The organism is Bradyrhizobium sp. USDA 223, assembly GCF_044909005.1.
GTDB classification, from domain to species: Bacteria; Pseudomonadota; Alphaproteobacteria; order Rhizobiales; family Xanthobacteraceae; genus Bradyrhizobium; species Bradyrhizobium yuanmingense.
Genome location: NZ_JBIYDR010000001.1, coordinates 1,063,622 through 1,077,176, shown reverse-complemented (window position 1 = coordinate 1,077,176; position 13,555 = coordinate 1,063,622). Strand labels below are relative to the sequence as shown.

Annotated in this window: 17 protein-coding genes and 1 pseudogene; 6 read left to right on the top strand and 12 right to left on the bottom strand. The window is 63.5% G+C overall.

Features of this window, described 5'->3' with window-relative positions; translation table 11 throughout:
- Positions 1–25: 25 nt before the first annotated feature.
- Positions 26–1,009 (bottom strand): ABC transporter substrate-binding protein, encoded by a 984-nt coding sequence (locus tag ABIA40_RS04635; RefSeq protein WP_057028661.1) that lies wholly within the window; start codon positions 1,007–1,009, stop codon positions 26–28.
- 160 nt (positions 1,010–1,169) lie between these two features.
- On the opposite strand from ABIA40_RS04635, the gene ABIA40_RS04630 reads away from it, so the two are divergent.
- Positions 1,170–2,078 (top strand): NAD(P)-dependent oxidoreductase, encoded by a 909-nt coding sequence (locus ABIA40_RS04630; RefSeq protein ID WP_157285611.1) that lies wholly within the window; start codon positions 1,170–1,172, stop codon positions 2,076–2,078.
- 8 nt (positions 2,079–2,086) lie between these two features.
- On the opposite strand, the gene ABIA40_RS04625 is transcribed toward ABIA40_RS04630, so the two are convergent.
- The 6 genes and pseudogenes from ABIA40_RS04625 to ABIA40_RS04600 all read right to left on the bottom strand — a co-directional run bounded on the left by ABIA40_RS04625 (position 2,087) and on the right by ABIA40_RS04600 (position 7,393).
- On the bottom strand, positions 2,087–2,650 hold the full coding sequence (locus ABIA40_RS04625) for a flavin reductase family protein (protein WP_275500628.1): 564 nt from the start codon (positions 2,648–2,650) through the stop codon (positions 2,087–2,089).
- Positions 2,651–2,659: 9 nt separating this feature from the next.
- On the bottom strand, positions 2,660–3,865 hold the full coding sequence (locus ABIA40_RS04620; RefSeq protein WP_271537181.1) for an acyl-CoA dehydrogenase family protein: 1,206 nt from the start codon (positions 3,863–3,865) through the stop codon (positions 2,660–2,662).
- Between the two features lie 89 nt (positions 3,866–3,954).
- Positions 3,955–5,223, bottom strand: a complete 1,269-nt coding sequence (locus tag ABIA40_RS04615) for a CaiB/BaiF CoA-transferase family protein (protein ID WP_271537179.1) — start codon at positions 5,221–5,223, stop codon at positions 3,955–3,957.
- Positions 5,224–5,436: 213 nt separating this feature from the next.
- On the bottom strand, positions 5,437–5,865 hold the full coding sequence (locus ABIA40_RS04610) for a GNAT family N-acetyltransferase (RefSeq protein WP_404546162.1): 429 nt from the start codon (positions 5,863–5,865) through the stop codon (positions 5,437–5,439).
- Between the two features lie 427 nt (positions 5,866–6,292).
- A pseudogene (locus ABIA40_RS04605) lies at positions 6,293–6,892 on the bottom strand (PBSX family phage terminase large subunit); the annotation flags it as partial.
- A 114-nt stretch (positions 6,893–7,006) separates the two neighbouring features.
- Positions 7,007–7,393, bottom strand: coding sequence for a hypothetical protein (locus ABIA40_RS04600; protein ID WP_404539417.1), 387 nt, complete (start codon positions 7,391–7,393; stop codon positions 7,007–7,009).
- Between the two features lie 564 nt (positions 7,394–7,957).
- Here ABIA40_RS04600 and ABIA40_RS04595 point away from each other — a divergent pair.
- Positions 7,958–8,167 carry a hypothetical protein gene (locus ABIA40_RS04595; RefSeq protein WP_404539414.1) on the top strand — a complete coding sequence of 70 codons (210 nt, stop codon included), beginning with the start codon at positions 7,958–7,960 and terminating at the stop codon, positions 8,165–8,167.
- A gap of 191 nt (positions 8,168–8,358) precedes the next feature.
- Positions 8,359–9,870, top strand: coding sequence for an FAD-dependent monooxygenase (locus ABIA40_RS04590; protein ID WP_404539411.1), 1,512 nt, complete (start codon positions 8,359–8,361; stop codon positions 9,868–9,870).
- A gap of 137 nt (positions 9,871–10,007) precedes the next feature.
- Here ABIA40_RS04590 and ABIA40_RS04585 read toward each other — a convergent pair whose 3' ends face one another.
- The gene (locus ABIA40_RS04585) at positions 10,008–10,952 is read right to left on the bottom strand and encodes a hypothetical protein (RefSeq protein ID WP_404539408.1); all 945 of its coding nucleotides are present in this window, start codon (positions 10,950–10,952) and stop codon (positions 10,008–10,010) included.
- Positions 10,949–11,146, bottom strand: coding sequence for a hypothetical protein (locus tag ABIA40_RS04580; protein WP_404539405.1), 198 nt, complete (start codon positions 11,144–11,146; stop codon positions 10,949–10,951). The genes ABIA40_RS04585 and ABIA40_RS04580 overlap by 4 nt, the downstream gene beginning before the upstream one ends.
- A 301-nt stretch (positions 11,147–11,447) precedes the next feature.
- Here ABIA40_RS04580 and ABIA40_RS04575 point away from each other — a divergent pair, with 301 nt between their 5' ends.
- Positions 11,448–11,624, top strand: coding sequence for a hypothetical protein (locus ABIA40_RS04575; protein WP_404539403.1), 177 nt, complete (start codon positions 11,448–11,450; stop codon positions 11,622–11,624).
- On the opposite strand, the gene ABIA40_RS04570 is transcribed toward ABIA40_RS04575, so the two are convergent.
- The gene (locus ABIA40_RS04570; protein ID WP_275511453.1) at positions 11,602–11,775 is read right to left on the bottom strand and encodes a hypothetical protein; all 174 of its coding nucleotides are present in this window, start codon (positions 11,773–11,775) and stop codon (positions 11,602–11,604) included. The two genes, ABIA40_RS04575 and ABIA40_RS04570, sit on opposite strands and share 23 nt — an antisense overlap.
- A 329-nt stretch (positions 11,776–12,104) precedes the next feature.
- Here ABIA40_RS04570 and ABIA40_RS04565 point away from each other — a divergent pair, with 329 nt between their 5' ends.
- Together ABIA40_RS04565 and ABIA40_RS04560 are read left to right on the top strand one after the other, a co-directional pair.
- Complete coding sequence (locus ABIA40_RS04565; RefSeq protein WP_109142994.1) at positions 12,105–12,305, top strand: hypothetical protein; 201 nt, start codon at positions 12,105–12,107, stop codon at positions 12,303–12,305.
- Entirely contained in the window at positions 12,302–12,526 is a 225-nt protein-coding gene (locus ABIA40_RS04560; RefSeq protein WP_157283845.1) for a hypothetical protein, read from the top strand. The genes ABIA40_RS04565 and ABIA40_RS04560 overlap by 4 nt, the downstream gene beginning before the upstream one ends.
- On the opposite strand, the gene ABIA40_RS04555 is transcribed toward ABIA40_RS04560, so the two are convergent.
- Both ABIA40_RS04555 and ABIA40_RS04550 read right to left on the bottom strand, forming a co-directional pair.
- Positions 12,520–12,789 carry a DUF6894 family protein gene (locus ABIA40_RS04555; RefSeq protein ID WP_271544271.1) on the bottom strand — a complete coding sequence of 90 codons (270 nt, stop codon included), beginning with the start codon at positions 12,787–12,789 and terminating at the stop codon, positions 12,520–12,522. The two genes, ABIA40_RS04560 and ABIA40_RS04555, sit on opposite strands and share 7 nt — an antisense overlap.
- Before the next feature lie 119 nt (positions 12,790–12,908).
- A complete protein-coding gene (locus ABIA40_RS04550; RefSeq protein WP_109142991.1) occupies positions 12,909–13,157 on the bottom strand; it encodes a hypothetical protein in 249 nt (82 codons plus the stop codon).
- Positions 13,158–13,555: the final 398 nt, after the last annotated feature.

Here is a 13,555-nt window from a genome sequence, read left to right as displayed (position 1 = left end):
TGTTGGTTCGGCAATTCGCCCGCTTCTATTGCAGCGGCGCGACGATCGACGGATGCTTGAACTGTGCGACATCCAGCTTCGGCAGCATTCCTGTCTCTGCATAGATATCCAGCATCTTCTGGATCGCCGGGAAGTTCGGCGCAGCACCCGGATCGCGGCCGAAATCATTGTCCTTGAGCAGGTAGGTCTCAAGCACCGGGATGGGGGCTTTCAGCACTTCATTGACGACCTTGAGAGTCTCCTCGCGGTTCGCGAGTGCCTTCTTCATGCCCGAGGTAATATCGCGGACATAGGCCTTGACCAACTCAGGGTTCTTGTCGACGAAATCGGCACGGCAGGCTTCCAGGATGTGCACGATGTTCGGCATGGCCTGGGAGAGCGAGAACAGCTTCCTTGTGCCGCCCTTTGCCTCCGCGCGCGCAGCAAACGGCTGGTTCATATTGACCGCGTCGACGCGGCCTTGGCGCAGCGCGTCCTCGGAGACGGCAAAGCCGACCTCGACCAGCTTGATGTCCTTGGCCGGATCGACGCCATTCTGCTTCAAGAGCAGATTGAACGGCCCTTGCGTACCGCCACCGATCACGGAAATGCCGACGGTCTTGCCCTTGAGATCCGCGATTGACTTGATGGGCGAGTCATCCTTGACGGCCCAGTAAACCGAGAAGCCGCCGGGCATCTCGAAAACATGCTGCGCGACGATATAGGCCTTGAGATTGCCGCCGACGACCCCATTGGAGAGGGAGAGCGGCGCCTGCGTCGCGCAGTCCAGCGCACCTGCCGCCAGGGCCTGCGTCATCGGCGCGGTGCCCTGGAATTGGGTCCATTCGATGTTGTAGGTCTTGCCGAGATTGGGAAACTCTGCCGGCCTGCGCATCATCCAGTACTTGGACTCCTCCGCAGGGATGGTCCAGCCGACGCGGATCGTCTGCTGCCCCCATGACGGGCTTGCGCCCGCGCTCACGGCGGCTGCCGCCCCCAAAGCCAGGATCCACTTCGAAACGGTTCGCATCGTGCCACTCCGCTGCTCCGGCGCCGACTGGCGCCGCCAACCCGACCGCCTCAAATGTTTCATGGTTCAAACAATCAGGCAAGCCATGCGAGGTGGGCGATCTTGCCGGCAGGTAGGCTATGTATGGTAAAGCGGCGTCTGCGACAGAAGGAGGCAACCTATGGCTGACGACAGCAAGAACCGCACCGAGAAGCTCGGCTATCTCGGCCTCGGACTCATGGGAACGCCGATGACCCGACGCCTGCTGAAGGCTGGCTATCAGGTCGCTGTCTGGAATCGCTCGGAGGGCAAGGTGGCGCCGCTCGTCGAGGCTGGTGCCAAGCACGTGGTTACGCCCCGAGATCTGCTGGCGAGCTCGGATATCGTCTTCATGTGCGTGACGGATGCGGCGGCGGTGGAGGAGGTGATCTTCGGGCCCGAAGGTCTGGCAGCAGCCCTTGGCGCGGGCAAGCTTGTGGTCGACTTCTCGTCTATCCATCCCGACGCGGCGCGCGATCTCGCAACGCGATTGAAAGACGCGAACGGGACGGGCTGGATCGATGCGCCGGTGTCCGGGGGCACGAAGGGCGCCGAGGAAGGCACGCTCGCCATCATGGCGGGGGGAGAAGCTGGCGACATCGAGAGGGTGCGGCCCTATGTGCTGGCCATGGCGCGCAGGTTCACGCACATGGGCCCGGTCGGCGCCGGCCAGACCACAAAGCTGTGCAACCAGGTGATCGTCGGATGCGCGATGGCCGTGCTCGCGGAAGCAACCCGCCTTGCCGTGAACGCCGGAATTGACGCCAACCGATTGCCCGAAGCGCTCGCCGGCGGATTTGCGGATTCAATCCCGCTCCAGCTGTTCGTGCCACGAATGGTCAACGGCATTCACAGCCCGCCGCTCGGCCACATCGCCACGATGCTCAAGGATCTCGATACGGTCGCCGATGTTGCACAGGCAACCTCGACGCCGGTGCCGATGGCCGCGCTTGCCGGACAGCTTTTCAGGCTGGCGAAGGCCGCGCGAGGTGCGGACGCGGACGCGCTGGAGATCTACAAGCTTTCGGCGGCAGAGCGCAAAGCAGTATAGGGGGCGCGTTACGGCACGTTCTTGCGCTCATCGTCGGCTATGAAACGACCGAACGCCCCTCGCGCAAAGAGCAGCGGCTCCTTCGCATTGTAGGTATATGCCTCGACCGCGCCGAGAAAGATCACGTGGTCACCGCCATAATAGCGATTCACGGAGCGGCATTGAAAGTTGGCGACGCTCTCGGCTAGCACTGGCGCGTTGCCGAGGCCAGGGGTCCAGTCGACGCCTGTGAACTTGTCGTCCGACGATCTTGCAAATTTGTTTGCGAGCGCCTGCTGCGAAGCGCCGAGAACGTTGACGCTGAAATGGCTGGCGTTCTGGAAGACGGTCAGGCTCGAGGAATAGACGACGAGGCTCCACAGAACCAGCGGGGGATTCAGCGAGACCGAGGCGAAGGAATTGCATGTCAGCCCGTACGGCGTGCCGTCGGGCGCTGCCGCCGCGATAATCGTCACGCCCGTTGCATACGTCCCGAGCGCGTTGCGAAAGTCGCGAGGATCAATCTGCGAGCTGTCGCTCGCGAGCTCGTTGGCAGGATCCGGAGCGCGAGGCTGCTTCGGCAAGTCATTCATCGGCCGACCTCACAGCGTGAGATTCTCGGAGGGCAGGCCGAGGGCCACCCGTCCGTAGTTGGTCCCGGCCGCATCGAAGTTGAATGCGAGATGTGAGTTGATCGCGTGCGCATCGCGGAACTGCCGCTGTAACACGCCGCTCGTGAACAGCCCGCGCGCGCCGCTGGCCGCAAACAGCATCGAGACTGCGTCCGTGCACAAGTTCACGGAAAAGGATCCGTCGCGGCGGTATCTGGTCTTGGTCGCCATATCGGGAATATGGCCGCGCCGCGCGTCCTCCATGGCATCGAGACAAGCCGATCGCATGATCAGGCGCGCAGCGTCGATCTTGGCCGAGGCCTCGGCGATCTTGATCTGCGTGCTTTGAAAATCGCTCAGCTTGGCGCGGTTGTAGGTCGAAATACGATGACGCGCGACCTCCGTGTAATCGTCGAGGCACGCCTGCGCATTCCCCAGCGCGACACCGGAAAGGACGTAAGGAAATAGTGAGAAGACAGGCAGCGCATACAGAGGATTCGGATTGACCGTGCTTCCCGGCGTCGGGCCACCCGAGAGGTCCCCTACGGCGACCGTCATATGGTCAGGAACGAAAGCGTCGCTGACCTCCACATCGCACGACCCCGTCCCGCGCAATCCCGCGACATTCCAGGTGTCCAGTACCTTGTAGTCGCCGCTCGGTAGCAGGAATATCCGATACTCGATACCGTCCGCCTCATCGTCGGAATAGACCACGCTTGCCAGCATGTTCCATTCGCAGGAGGCAACACCCGAGGAGAACGGCCAGCTGCCGCGCAACTGGTATCCGCCCTCGACTTTCGTCGCGCGCCCGGCCGGAAAAATGAACGAGGATGCAATCAGCGTATCCGGATCGCGGCCCCAGACCAGATCCTGCGCCCGTCGCTCGAACATGCCGAGCATCCAATGATGGCTCGCCAGGTTGGCGAGATTCCAGGCGACCGACGCATCCGCCTGCCCGAGCAGTTCAGCGCAATCGACGAGAGCGACATAGTCGAGCTCAGCGCCACCAATCCGGGCCGGCTGGAGCATCCGGAACAAGCCGGCCTCATGAAGATCCGTCTCTGTTTCCGAAGGCAGATGCCGCAGCTCCTCCGTCCGTGCCGCCCGCTCCCGTAGTCGCGGAAGGAGGCTCCGGGCCTTCGCGATCATGGCCGCATAGACCTCACCGCCGGCTTGCAGACCTGCGGGCTGGGTCATGCTCGGCTCCTGGCCAGGCGCCATTCGTGTCCCTCGCTTTCACACATTTATGCGGCGGGACCTTCGCCAAATCAAGCCGAGCCAGTGCCTCAAGTCGACCTCGGAGGCTTGACCAACCCAAAAGCGCCCTTCTCGCCAAAATCCGCGATCCGACGTTCGTCGTAGCCGAGCATATCTTGCAGGATCTGCTTGGTGTGCTCGCCCAAAAGAGGTGCCGCGACGGGGTCGACCGCGCCTGTCAGGCTCATCGTAATCGGCGGCTCGATGTTGGGCACCCACTCGGCTGTCGGATGCGGAATCCGGTTCAAGCGATGGCGCTCGCGAGCCTCGGGGGCATTGAAACCCTCCTCGACCGTCCGGAGATAGCCGACCGGGATATTGGCCAGCTTCATCTTCGCCATCCAGTTCTCGAGCGTATCGCTGGCGAAGACTTCGGCAATGGCTGCCCGCAGCAGCTCCTTGTTCTCCGAACGGGCTTTGCGCGTCGCAAACTGCGGATCGGTGATGAGATCGGGCCGATTCAGCACCTCGACCACAAGCCGGCGGTAGAGCCGGTCGTTGGCGCAGGCCATGTAGAGCGGCCCATCTGAGGCCTCGTAGACTCCGACGGTCGGAGACCCGCTCGGCGAATTGCCGAACCGGCCGGGATTTTCGCCGTTGATGAGATAGGCCATGCCGTAGAAACCGGTCATCCCCATCGCAACGTCGAACAGGGCGACTTCGACATGCTGCCCCCGGCCGAGCCGCTCCCGCGCCAGCAGCGCCAGCAGGATGGCATTGCAGGCGGACATCCCCGTCGCCATGTCGACGATGGGCGGGCCGGTGCGAACCGCCGGTCCATCGGCAAATCCGTTGAGCGACATGAAGCCGCTTTCCGCCTGGGTGATCGGATCGAAGCCTGGCCGGGAGGCAAACGGTCCGCTGCGTCCGTAGGCGGAGATCGAGCAATAGACCAGCCGCGGGTTCAGCGGCGCGACCGATTCATAGTCGAGCCCGAACTTCTTCATGACCCCGCTCGAAAAATTCTCCACGACCACATCTGCCTTGCGGATCAGGTCCAGCGCGATCTCGCGCGCCTCCGGCACGGCAAGATCGAGCGCGATGCCGCGCTTGTTGCGGTTCAGGCTGAGAAAGGCGGCGCTCTCACCTCCAATCTCCGCGTGCTCATAGGCGCGCGTGTCGTCGCCGCCATCGGGATTCTCGATCTTGATGACGTGCGCACCGTAGTCGGCGAGTGTCTGGGTGCAGGCCGGGCCAGCGACCACACGCGTGAAATCAACGACCAATAGACCATCGAGCGCGGTCGGCCCTCCCGTCCCTTGCGAGGAACGTAACGGCAATTGAGGCTTGGTGGGCATCGGTCGCGCTCTCCCTTACATCGGCTTATGGCCGCCGAATTTCCTGCAAGAGCAAGCTTAAAGCCCGGCGCTGCCGACTTCGCAAGTCCCACGCCGGCATCGCTTCAATACGCAAAAAGGACCCGGCAGCCCCCAGGCTGCCGGGTCCTCGGACGTTCCAGGCGCGTACTGGCCATTAGATAGACGGCGCGTTCCGTGCGGCGGCAAACCTGCTCAGTGCAGCCACTTCCGCCAATAGAGCGTATGCGCCCAGGCCCAAGGGGTCTCGGGCTCGAACAGCCGATAACCCGCCTGAATGAAGTTGTTCGCTGATACCGGGTTGTCCGTTGTATCGGAGACAATGCTGTCCCATCCGATACGCCGCGCCCTCGCTTCCACCGCACGCATCAATCTGCGCTGAAGGCCACGTCCCCAATGCCGCTGCAACACGCCAACTCTGGAGAAATAGCCGGCGCTTCGAACGTGGGTCGAGGGCACAATTCCGGCGAACGCGACTGCGTCCGCGTCGTGATAAGCCATCCACCACGCGCCGAGGTCGAACGTGGGCATCGCCGCGGCATCGAAAAACGTGAGTCGATGCAGATCGGCTAAGGTTTCAGCAACGTCATCATCGGACGCATCGACGATACGAATTCTGTACATGAGCCACTCATTGGGCAGCAGATCCTGATCGGGCACGGAGCGACGTCAACGGCGCCATGAAGGCTCATTTACCCAGTACCACCTTGACGCCAAGCCAGACGGCACCCATCAGGCCAGTGGCAATCACTGTGATCACTGCCTTGAAGGTGTAGCTCTGGGCCTGCTCCACGCTCTTTCGCCACCTCCGCAGGTGCTGAAGATCGGCTCGCAGCTCGCTGCCGACCCACTGAACGACCCAGATCGTGAAGGCATCTGCGGCGGCGCCGGCGCCGCCGATGTCGATGAAGGCACGGAGCGGCAGCAGCGGATCTGCGGCAACTTTGCCGATCCGCCCCTGCGCGCGCGCTTCCGAGAGCAGCGAGGCGAAATAAGCACCCTCGAAGGCGCGTGCATAGTCTCCCTCCCAGATGTGATCGTAGCGCTCCGGATAGAGCTTCTGGTCGAGCACCCGCTCCTCCTCGAGCACATCCGGAAACCAGGGATTGTCGCGCCAGTTCGCCTTCACGACCACGGCGCCGTCCGGCTGCCGCCCACGCAGAAAATCGTCGATCGCATCGCTCTTGCGACGCGGATTCCAGCTCGACCAGAGCTCGGAGTCCTTGGCGCGGATCGTCGGCCGCAGCAGCGCGAGGCTGCGTGCGCTCAAGGATTGCGCCTCGTCGATCCAGGCGATGCGAAACCCCTCCAGGGATTTGATCGAGTCGGCGGTGTGATCCTGAAGCCCGCGGAAGATAATGAGTCCGTCGCCGGGCGTCTCGATCTTGTCGCTGAATAACTTGAAGCCGTGCCCGAGCCCGAGGCTTGCGATCTTGCCTTCGATCAAGCGCTTCGACGATTGCGCCAGCGTGCGCTGCGCCTCGCGGATGCAGACCGCGAGCGTGCCGCGCTCGGCCTGGCAGGTCTCGACCAGGAGCTCGCCGAAGAAATGCGACTTGCCCGAGCCGCGTCCCCCATAAACGCCCTTGTAGCGCGCAGGTTTGAGCAGCGGCTCGAAGATTTTCGCCGTCGGAATTTTCAGGATGGACACGAGATGCCCTCGTTCGCAAAGGCATCAAACGAAAAACCCGCGACGGATCGCATCCGCGCGGGCAACACCAACTTCTGTCGATGATGCCATTCTGCCAGTGTTTTGCCCGACGGGTCAACGGTCAATCGAGGCGCGATTGCAGATTGGAAGCTCCGCCATCTCGAGCGTCGTGACGGCGTCACCGCTGTTCGAGCTCGGCGGATGCACGATGATGCGTTCGATCCGGTGGATCAATTCCAGCACGCCGTCCTCGCCGTTCTCGACTGGCTGTGCGGCCTTGCCCCAGCCGCGATCGAGGATGGCGTTGGCCGCCGAGACGCGCGCCGCGGGCGTTGCATCCTCGCTGCGCATGACGCCGACGAGCACCCTGATGGCCGTCCTGGTGTGGCTGCGCGCAAGCGAGCGGATTTCGGTCAGGTTACGCGCCCGCGAGGTCTTCGCTCGCGGGGGTAAGCGGACCGGTGCGCGCTCGGGTTCACCTTCGACGATGTCCTCGCTCACGCAAACGTCTCCCACAGCACGATGGCAACGAGGCCCGCGACGGCAAGCGATATCAGGTAGGCGGTCATCATCTCTCCTTGTCAAGAAAATGCGCGGCAGATCGCGCGAAGAGCGCGATCGTTTCGGGCGCGAACCCTATCTCCGGTCCCGGAGACCGCAGCGGCGCGGGCACGCGGCCCTGCGCCGCGGGCCGGCACGTTCGCGCGTGCACGGCCAGCAATGGTTCGGACGACGGCGCGCCGATCGGCGCTCTCTCAACGCGTTATCAAGCGAGTGCGTGGCCGCAATGCGCCGCCGCCGTCCGATTGCGACATCGAGAACGAAAAAACCCGCGGCGGATTGTTCCGCGCGGGTGAACCAAGCTCGTCTCGATGATGGCATTCTGCCGGTGTTTTGCCCGACGTGTCAAAACCTTCCGCTGAATTTAAAAAGCCCGCCGCGGATTGCGTCCCGCGCGGGCCAAGTCAAACTCGTTTCGATGATGCCATTCTGCCAGTGTTTTGCCCGACGTGTCAAACGAACGAATTCGCGCAAGCCGCGTTGGACAATCAGGAGCGACCGGCCATGACGATGAAGATGACCTCACCCGGCACATCGCAAGACGACACGTCGCGAGATCGTCCGCCCTCAAAGCCGCGCATCGACAAGGAACACTCCACGCAGATCGTCGAAGACGCCGGCGCGACGGCGGATGACGGCCGCGATCTCGCGCATGGCGAGGGCGGCAGCATCGATCTGCCCACAAAACCCGGCGATATGTCGAAGGACGATTGAGCTGCGCCACGAGCGGCGCGCATCTCGATGATGCCATTTTGAAGGTGTTTTGCCCGACGCGTCAATCGACAGCGCGCAAATCGCAAAGCCCCTCCTCCGAGCTCAATATGTGGTGCGCATGGGACTTGCTTCAAGCCCCCGGCGATCGCGTAAGACCTCTCGGCCTGAACAATCAGTCGAGGGGTCACGACATGCCTTTCCCGCTTCCGACGTCCCGGCCGCGAGCAGAACGCGCAACTGCCACCGGCCATGATGTCATCATCGCCGGCGCCGGCCCGACCGGCTTGATGCTGGCCGCCGAGCTCGCGCTGGCTCGAGTCGACGTCGCCTTAGTCGAGCGGCGCGCGAGCCATGACATCGCCGAGACGCGCGCCGGCGGACTGCACGCGCGCAGCATCGAGATCCTCGATCAGCGCGGCGTCGCCGAGCGCTTCCTGCGCGAAGGGCAGATCACCCAGCTCGCTGGCTTCGCCTGGACCAGGCTCGACATCGGCGATCTCCCCACCCGCCATCCTTACGGGCTCGCGCTGCGGCAGAACCAGATCGAGCGCCTGCTGGCCGAATGGGTCTCCGAGCTCGCGGTGCCGATCTATCGCGCCCGCGAGGTGACGGGCTTTGCGGAAGACGACACCGGCCTCGACGTCACGCTGTCCAGCGGGATGCGCCTGCGCGCGCTTTATCTCGTCGGCTGCGACGGCGGCCGCAGCGCGGTGCGCAAGAGCGCCGGCATCGACTTCCCCGGCTCAGAACCTTCGCTCAGCAACCTCATGGCCGAGGTCGAGATGCGCGAGCCGCCGGAGTTCGGCCTGCGTCACGACGCGCTCGGCTTCCACGGCCTCAGCCAGACCGAGAGCGGGCGCGTGCTGGTCGTCGTGACGGAAGCCGAGCTTGCGCGCAGCGGCGAGCCGAGCTTGCGCGATCTCAGCGCGGCGCTCGAATCCGTCTACGGCACCGATTTCGGCGTGCACAACCCCGCCTGGATCTCCCGCTTCACCGACGCGGCGCGGCAGGCGGCGTCCTATCGCAGGGGCCGCGTGCTGCTCGCCGGCGATGCCGCCCACATTCATCATTCCGTCGGCGGCCAGGGCCTCAACCTCGGTGTGCAGGACGCGGTCAATCTCGGCTGGAAGCTGGCGCAGGTGGTGGGGCGCACCTCGCCCGAGAGCCTGCTCGACACCTATCACGGCGAGCGCCATCCCGTGGCCGCGCGCGTGCTAAAGAACACCATGGCGCAGATCGCCCTGCTCCGCCGCGGCGACGACGGCCGCAAGGCCGCGCGCGAGGTGATCGCCGAGCTGCTCGCCATGGACGAGCCGCGACAGCGCCTTGGCGCGATGATGAGCGGGCTCGACATCGCTTACGACCTCGGCGCAGGCCACGCGCTGCTCGGCCGCCGCATGCCCGATCTCGATCTCGTGGCGGGCGGGCGGAAGCTACGATTGTTCACGCTGCTGCACGGCGCGCGCGGCGTGCTGCTCAATTTCGGCAAGCGCGGCAGCATCGACATCACGCCCTGGGCGGATCGCCTGGAGTTCGTCGATGCCGATTACGACGGCGCCTGGCAGCTTCCGGCCATCGGACCGGTGGCTGCGCCGAGCGCGGTGCTGGTGCGGCCCGATGGCCATGTGGCCTGGGTAGGCGACGAGAGCCAACGCGGACTTGTGGAGGCGCTGACGCGGTGGTTCGGGCCGGGTGGCGCGTAACGCACGAACGTCTCTGCGCCGCCAAAACAAACAAGCCCGCGGCAGATCCGCGAGCTTGTTCCGAATTTTTCGATGATGCTATTCTGCCAGTGTTTTGCCCGACGTGTCAAATGACGGCTCTCGCTTCACCACAGATGTCATTCGGACCGAAGCAAAGATCGTATCCAGCGCGAGAACCATTCCTCACTGTCGGTCTGCGGATTGACGGGCCCATCCACTCCAAAGATGGGTGGAGGAATGAGGTAGCTCGGCTCGTCTGCAAACACGCCGATCGGCTTGCTCGGTTGCGGCTGCTGGCCGCCAGCGGTCGGGACGGTCCAACTGCCAAACCGCCCATCGAATTCGGTGAATGGTAGATACGGGACTGGCGCACTGCCCGTCGTGAACACGTTGCCCGCATTCGCCTCATTTACACGGGCGAGACGGCGAACGTCTTCAGGCGCGACTGATCCTGCGACAGATGTGGACGCTGCTGGGGGATTTTTCGCGGGCATGGTGCCAGCTGCGGTAGTGGTCCACTCCCCGAAGCGATCTGCAAAAGTGCCAGCGGGCACCTCTGGATCAAACGGGGAAGCGCCGCCCAGCTGCGGGTTAGGGGTCAATGGTGTCAAAACGCCCCTGATGCCAGTCGCGTTGCCAAGGTTGTGTCCATTATTCACTGTGTTCTGCGCAGGCGCTCCCGTCGAGAACACTCCTCCGCCAGGAGCGGCAGCCCCCATCGTCGCGCCGGAACGACTTTCCTCCGCGTTGGCAGCGCGCGTAAACGCCAAAATGCCTCCAATGCCGAGCAGCCAGGGAAGGATAGAGGGAGCTAGGGCGGCGGTGGCAGTCCCTCCAGCCGTCAAAGCAAGTGCATTGATTGCATTACGCACCACAGGCGTGCCGCCTGCCAACGGATTGTCGTAATATTGATACGTCACTCCTGAGTGCGGATCGGATTGGAGCACCAGCGGATCTGCCGGAGCGGCCGTTGTCGGAGGCAACTGACCGAACCGTTTTTCATCGGGGCCCGGTGCCGGAAAGGGTGGAAGCGCGCCTGTGAAGCGTGGATCACTTCGCGTGAACCCTTCCGACTTGTTCAACCACTGGAGGGAAGCCCCGGATCCTGCGGGATGGGCGCCGGCATCGACATGACCGCAACAAGCTCGTTGCCACAGCGGATGAGCGGCGAATTCGCCTGAGCCGGTTGCAGCTCGTCATCGTCCGGCGCCTCTGCTGCCAATTCCGGATGGCGGGCGTGAAGAACTTTGGCGACTGCTGACATGTCAGGCGTCATCGGTCTGCTCAACAGGACAAAAGAGAGAAGGGAGCTACTCATCAACGACCCCGCAGAAATTCCAGTGTGAGTCAAACTTCGGCTGTTCGCCCAGAGGTTGAAACAGAAACCTCTTTAGAACAAATAGGGAACAATGTCAATCGGCGTTGTCCGCCCGGGTGAGCGCAAGATAGAGGGGTTCACGCAACAACAAGAAATACCGCGCGCTGTCGCCAGAGTCACACCCGGGGAGCACCACCAGGAACAACCGGCAACACACCGCGTTGCACCGCCCATGCACGGATCAACGGACGATCCTTTGTTGGCGCGCGCCGATGCCGCCCTCCTCGAAGCAGAACGGCTTTGCCTCGCCCTGATACGTCAGCGCGCGATCGCCCGGACCATCTGTGACGGCGCGGAGCAAACCCGCACCTTGCAGGCCGGCCTGTTGCCGGCGATCGCGATTGCGCTGACGGTCAGCGCTCCTCGTTCGGCGTAGCGTCGCCGTCGCCCTGGAAAGGCTCGTGCGTCTTGCGTCCCAGAAACGTATCGGGTGGCGATTGCTTCAACAGCTCGCGGCATTCGCGCACGAATTGGCGCATGTATTCGGCCAACTCACGGTCGGCTGGCAAGGGCCGATAGACGGTCATCGCGGTGCTCCCTTCGCTTTGCAGGCGGGAGCGCGCTCGGTCTCTCAGCCACCGACGCCTACGGACGAAGCCTTTGGCCGGTGATGCAACATCAACTAACACAGGTCGCCTTTGCTCAATATTGAACTTTAGGACTCGCCGGGCACAAGATGAGTAAGCCACTCAACACGCTCAAATTTCGCCCGAAAATAAATCGGCGCGTCATATCAAATGATGTGACTCGCCACTGCAGAAGGCATAAGGTTAATCCATCACCGCAAGGCACCTGGCAGAGATCGGTGACGAGAACGCCAGTTGCGCTCCCGCCTACTTCAACGAGGGAGAACGCCATGCAAAAGCGGCGTCGTTTCAAACAGACCACCACCTTGCGCGAGAGACTCGCGGACGAAGCGGAGCGCTGCCGCGAGGAAGCGCGCAAGTTGACCCCTGGCCCCCGCCGCGACATGCTGCTGCGCCAGGCGCGCCGGGACGAAACCGCCATGCAGATCGATTCCTGGCTGCGCTCGCCCGGCCTGAGGGCGCCGACATGATGCAATATCGCGCTTATCTCGTCGGCGAGAACGGCGTCTTCCGCTCCGCCGAAGCGTTCGAAGCCCCGTCCGATTCCAGCGCGGTGGTCATCGCCAAAAAGTTCACGCGGCTCGGCAAGGTCGAGGTCTGGCAGCTCGGCCGAAAGATCGCCGTGCTGGAGTCGGAGCAATTGCGCCCGCCCCTGCCCGAGCCGTCCCGCCCGACGCTGACGCGTCAATGACCGCGTGAGCGCGGCCGCGACTTCAAATCTTCGATCTGGAAGCAGAACTTCACCTGCATGACGGGACCGCTGGCATCGCGCACGTCGATCGCCAGCTCCTGCCGGTCGCCGGTGAGCGGCGCGGAGAGCAGCGCATCACGCGCGAGGTCAGCGACCGACTTGGCCGCCTCGGCCTGAACGGCACGCGGGCTCGACAATTCCAGCCCCTCCTCGTCCAGCGCAATTCCCTTGTCGTCGCGAAGGTCGAAGTAATATCGGGCCATGACCGCATTCCTTTGGCCTATAGGCCCAAGAGCGGGCAAAGGTTGCTAGCGCGTCGAAAAAAATCGCTTGGGATCAATGAGTTCCGGGAACACGGGGGATCCGCGACCGTGGGCCGGCCTCACTCCTCGGCAAGCTTGCGCTCGATATAGGCGTCCACCGTCTCGGCGAACGAGCGCTGCACCCCGACGGCGGCATCGTGCTGGTCCAGCGCATCGCGTTGGAGCACGCGCAGGCCCCGCCCGCGCATGCTTAACGGTGCGGTGTTCAGGTACTGGTCGATGGCGCCCTTGGCAAGCGGGATGGCCTTGGGATCGCCCCTGGCGATCAGGAGCCTGAGCAGGCTCTGGCATTCGGCCAAGCCGGGCATGGCGTCTGTCACCTCGCTTGCGATTTCGGCTTCGGCCGCTGCGCCGGCTGGGTATGCGTTCCAAACAGCGCCAGCAGCAGCGCGACTTCTTCCTTCGAACCGATCTGGATCATGATTGTCTCTCCGTTTCGCTTGGTTGGTCGGCCCCGGCGGGCGCCGAGTTCAGGACGATCTGGTTTCAGCACTGTTTCAGACGTGTTTCGTCCGTGGGCTACACCGCAGCCTTCGGCGTGCTTGTGTGCAGAATTGAACGCTGATCCCGCTTTCGCCGGCCGGGTTTGCGTCTTACCCGTCGACAGCGGCCATCACATTTGAGAGCTTCCGCCGTAATTATCCTTCGAGACGCCCGCCTTGAGCGGGCTCCTCAAGGTGAGGACGACGTGCGTGGCTGCATTTTC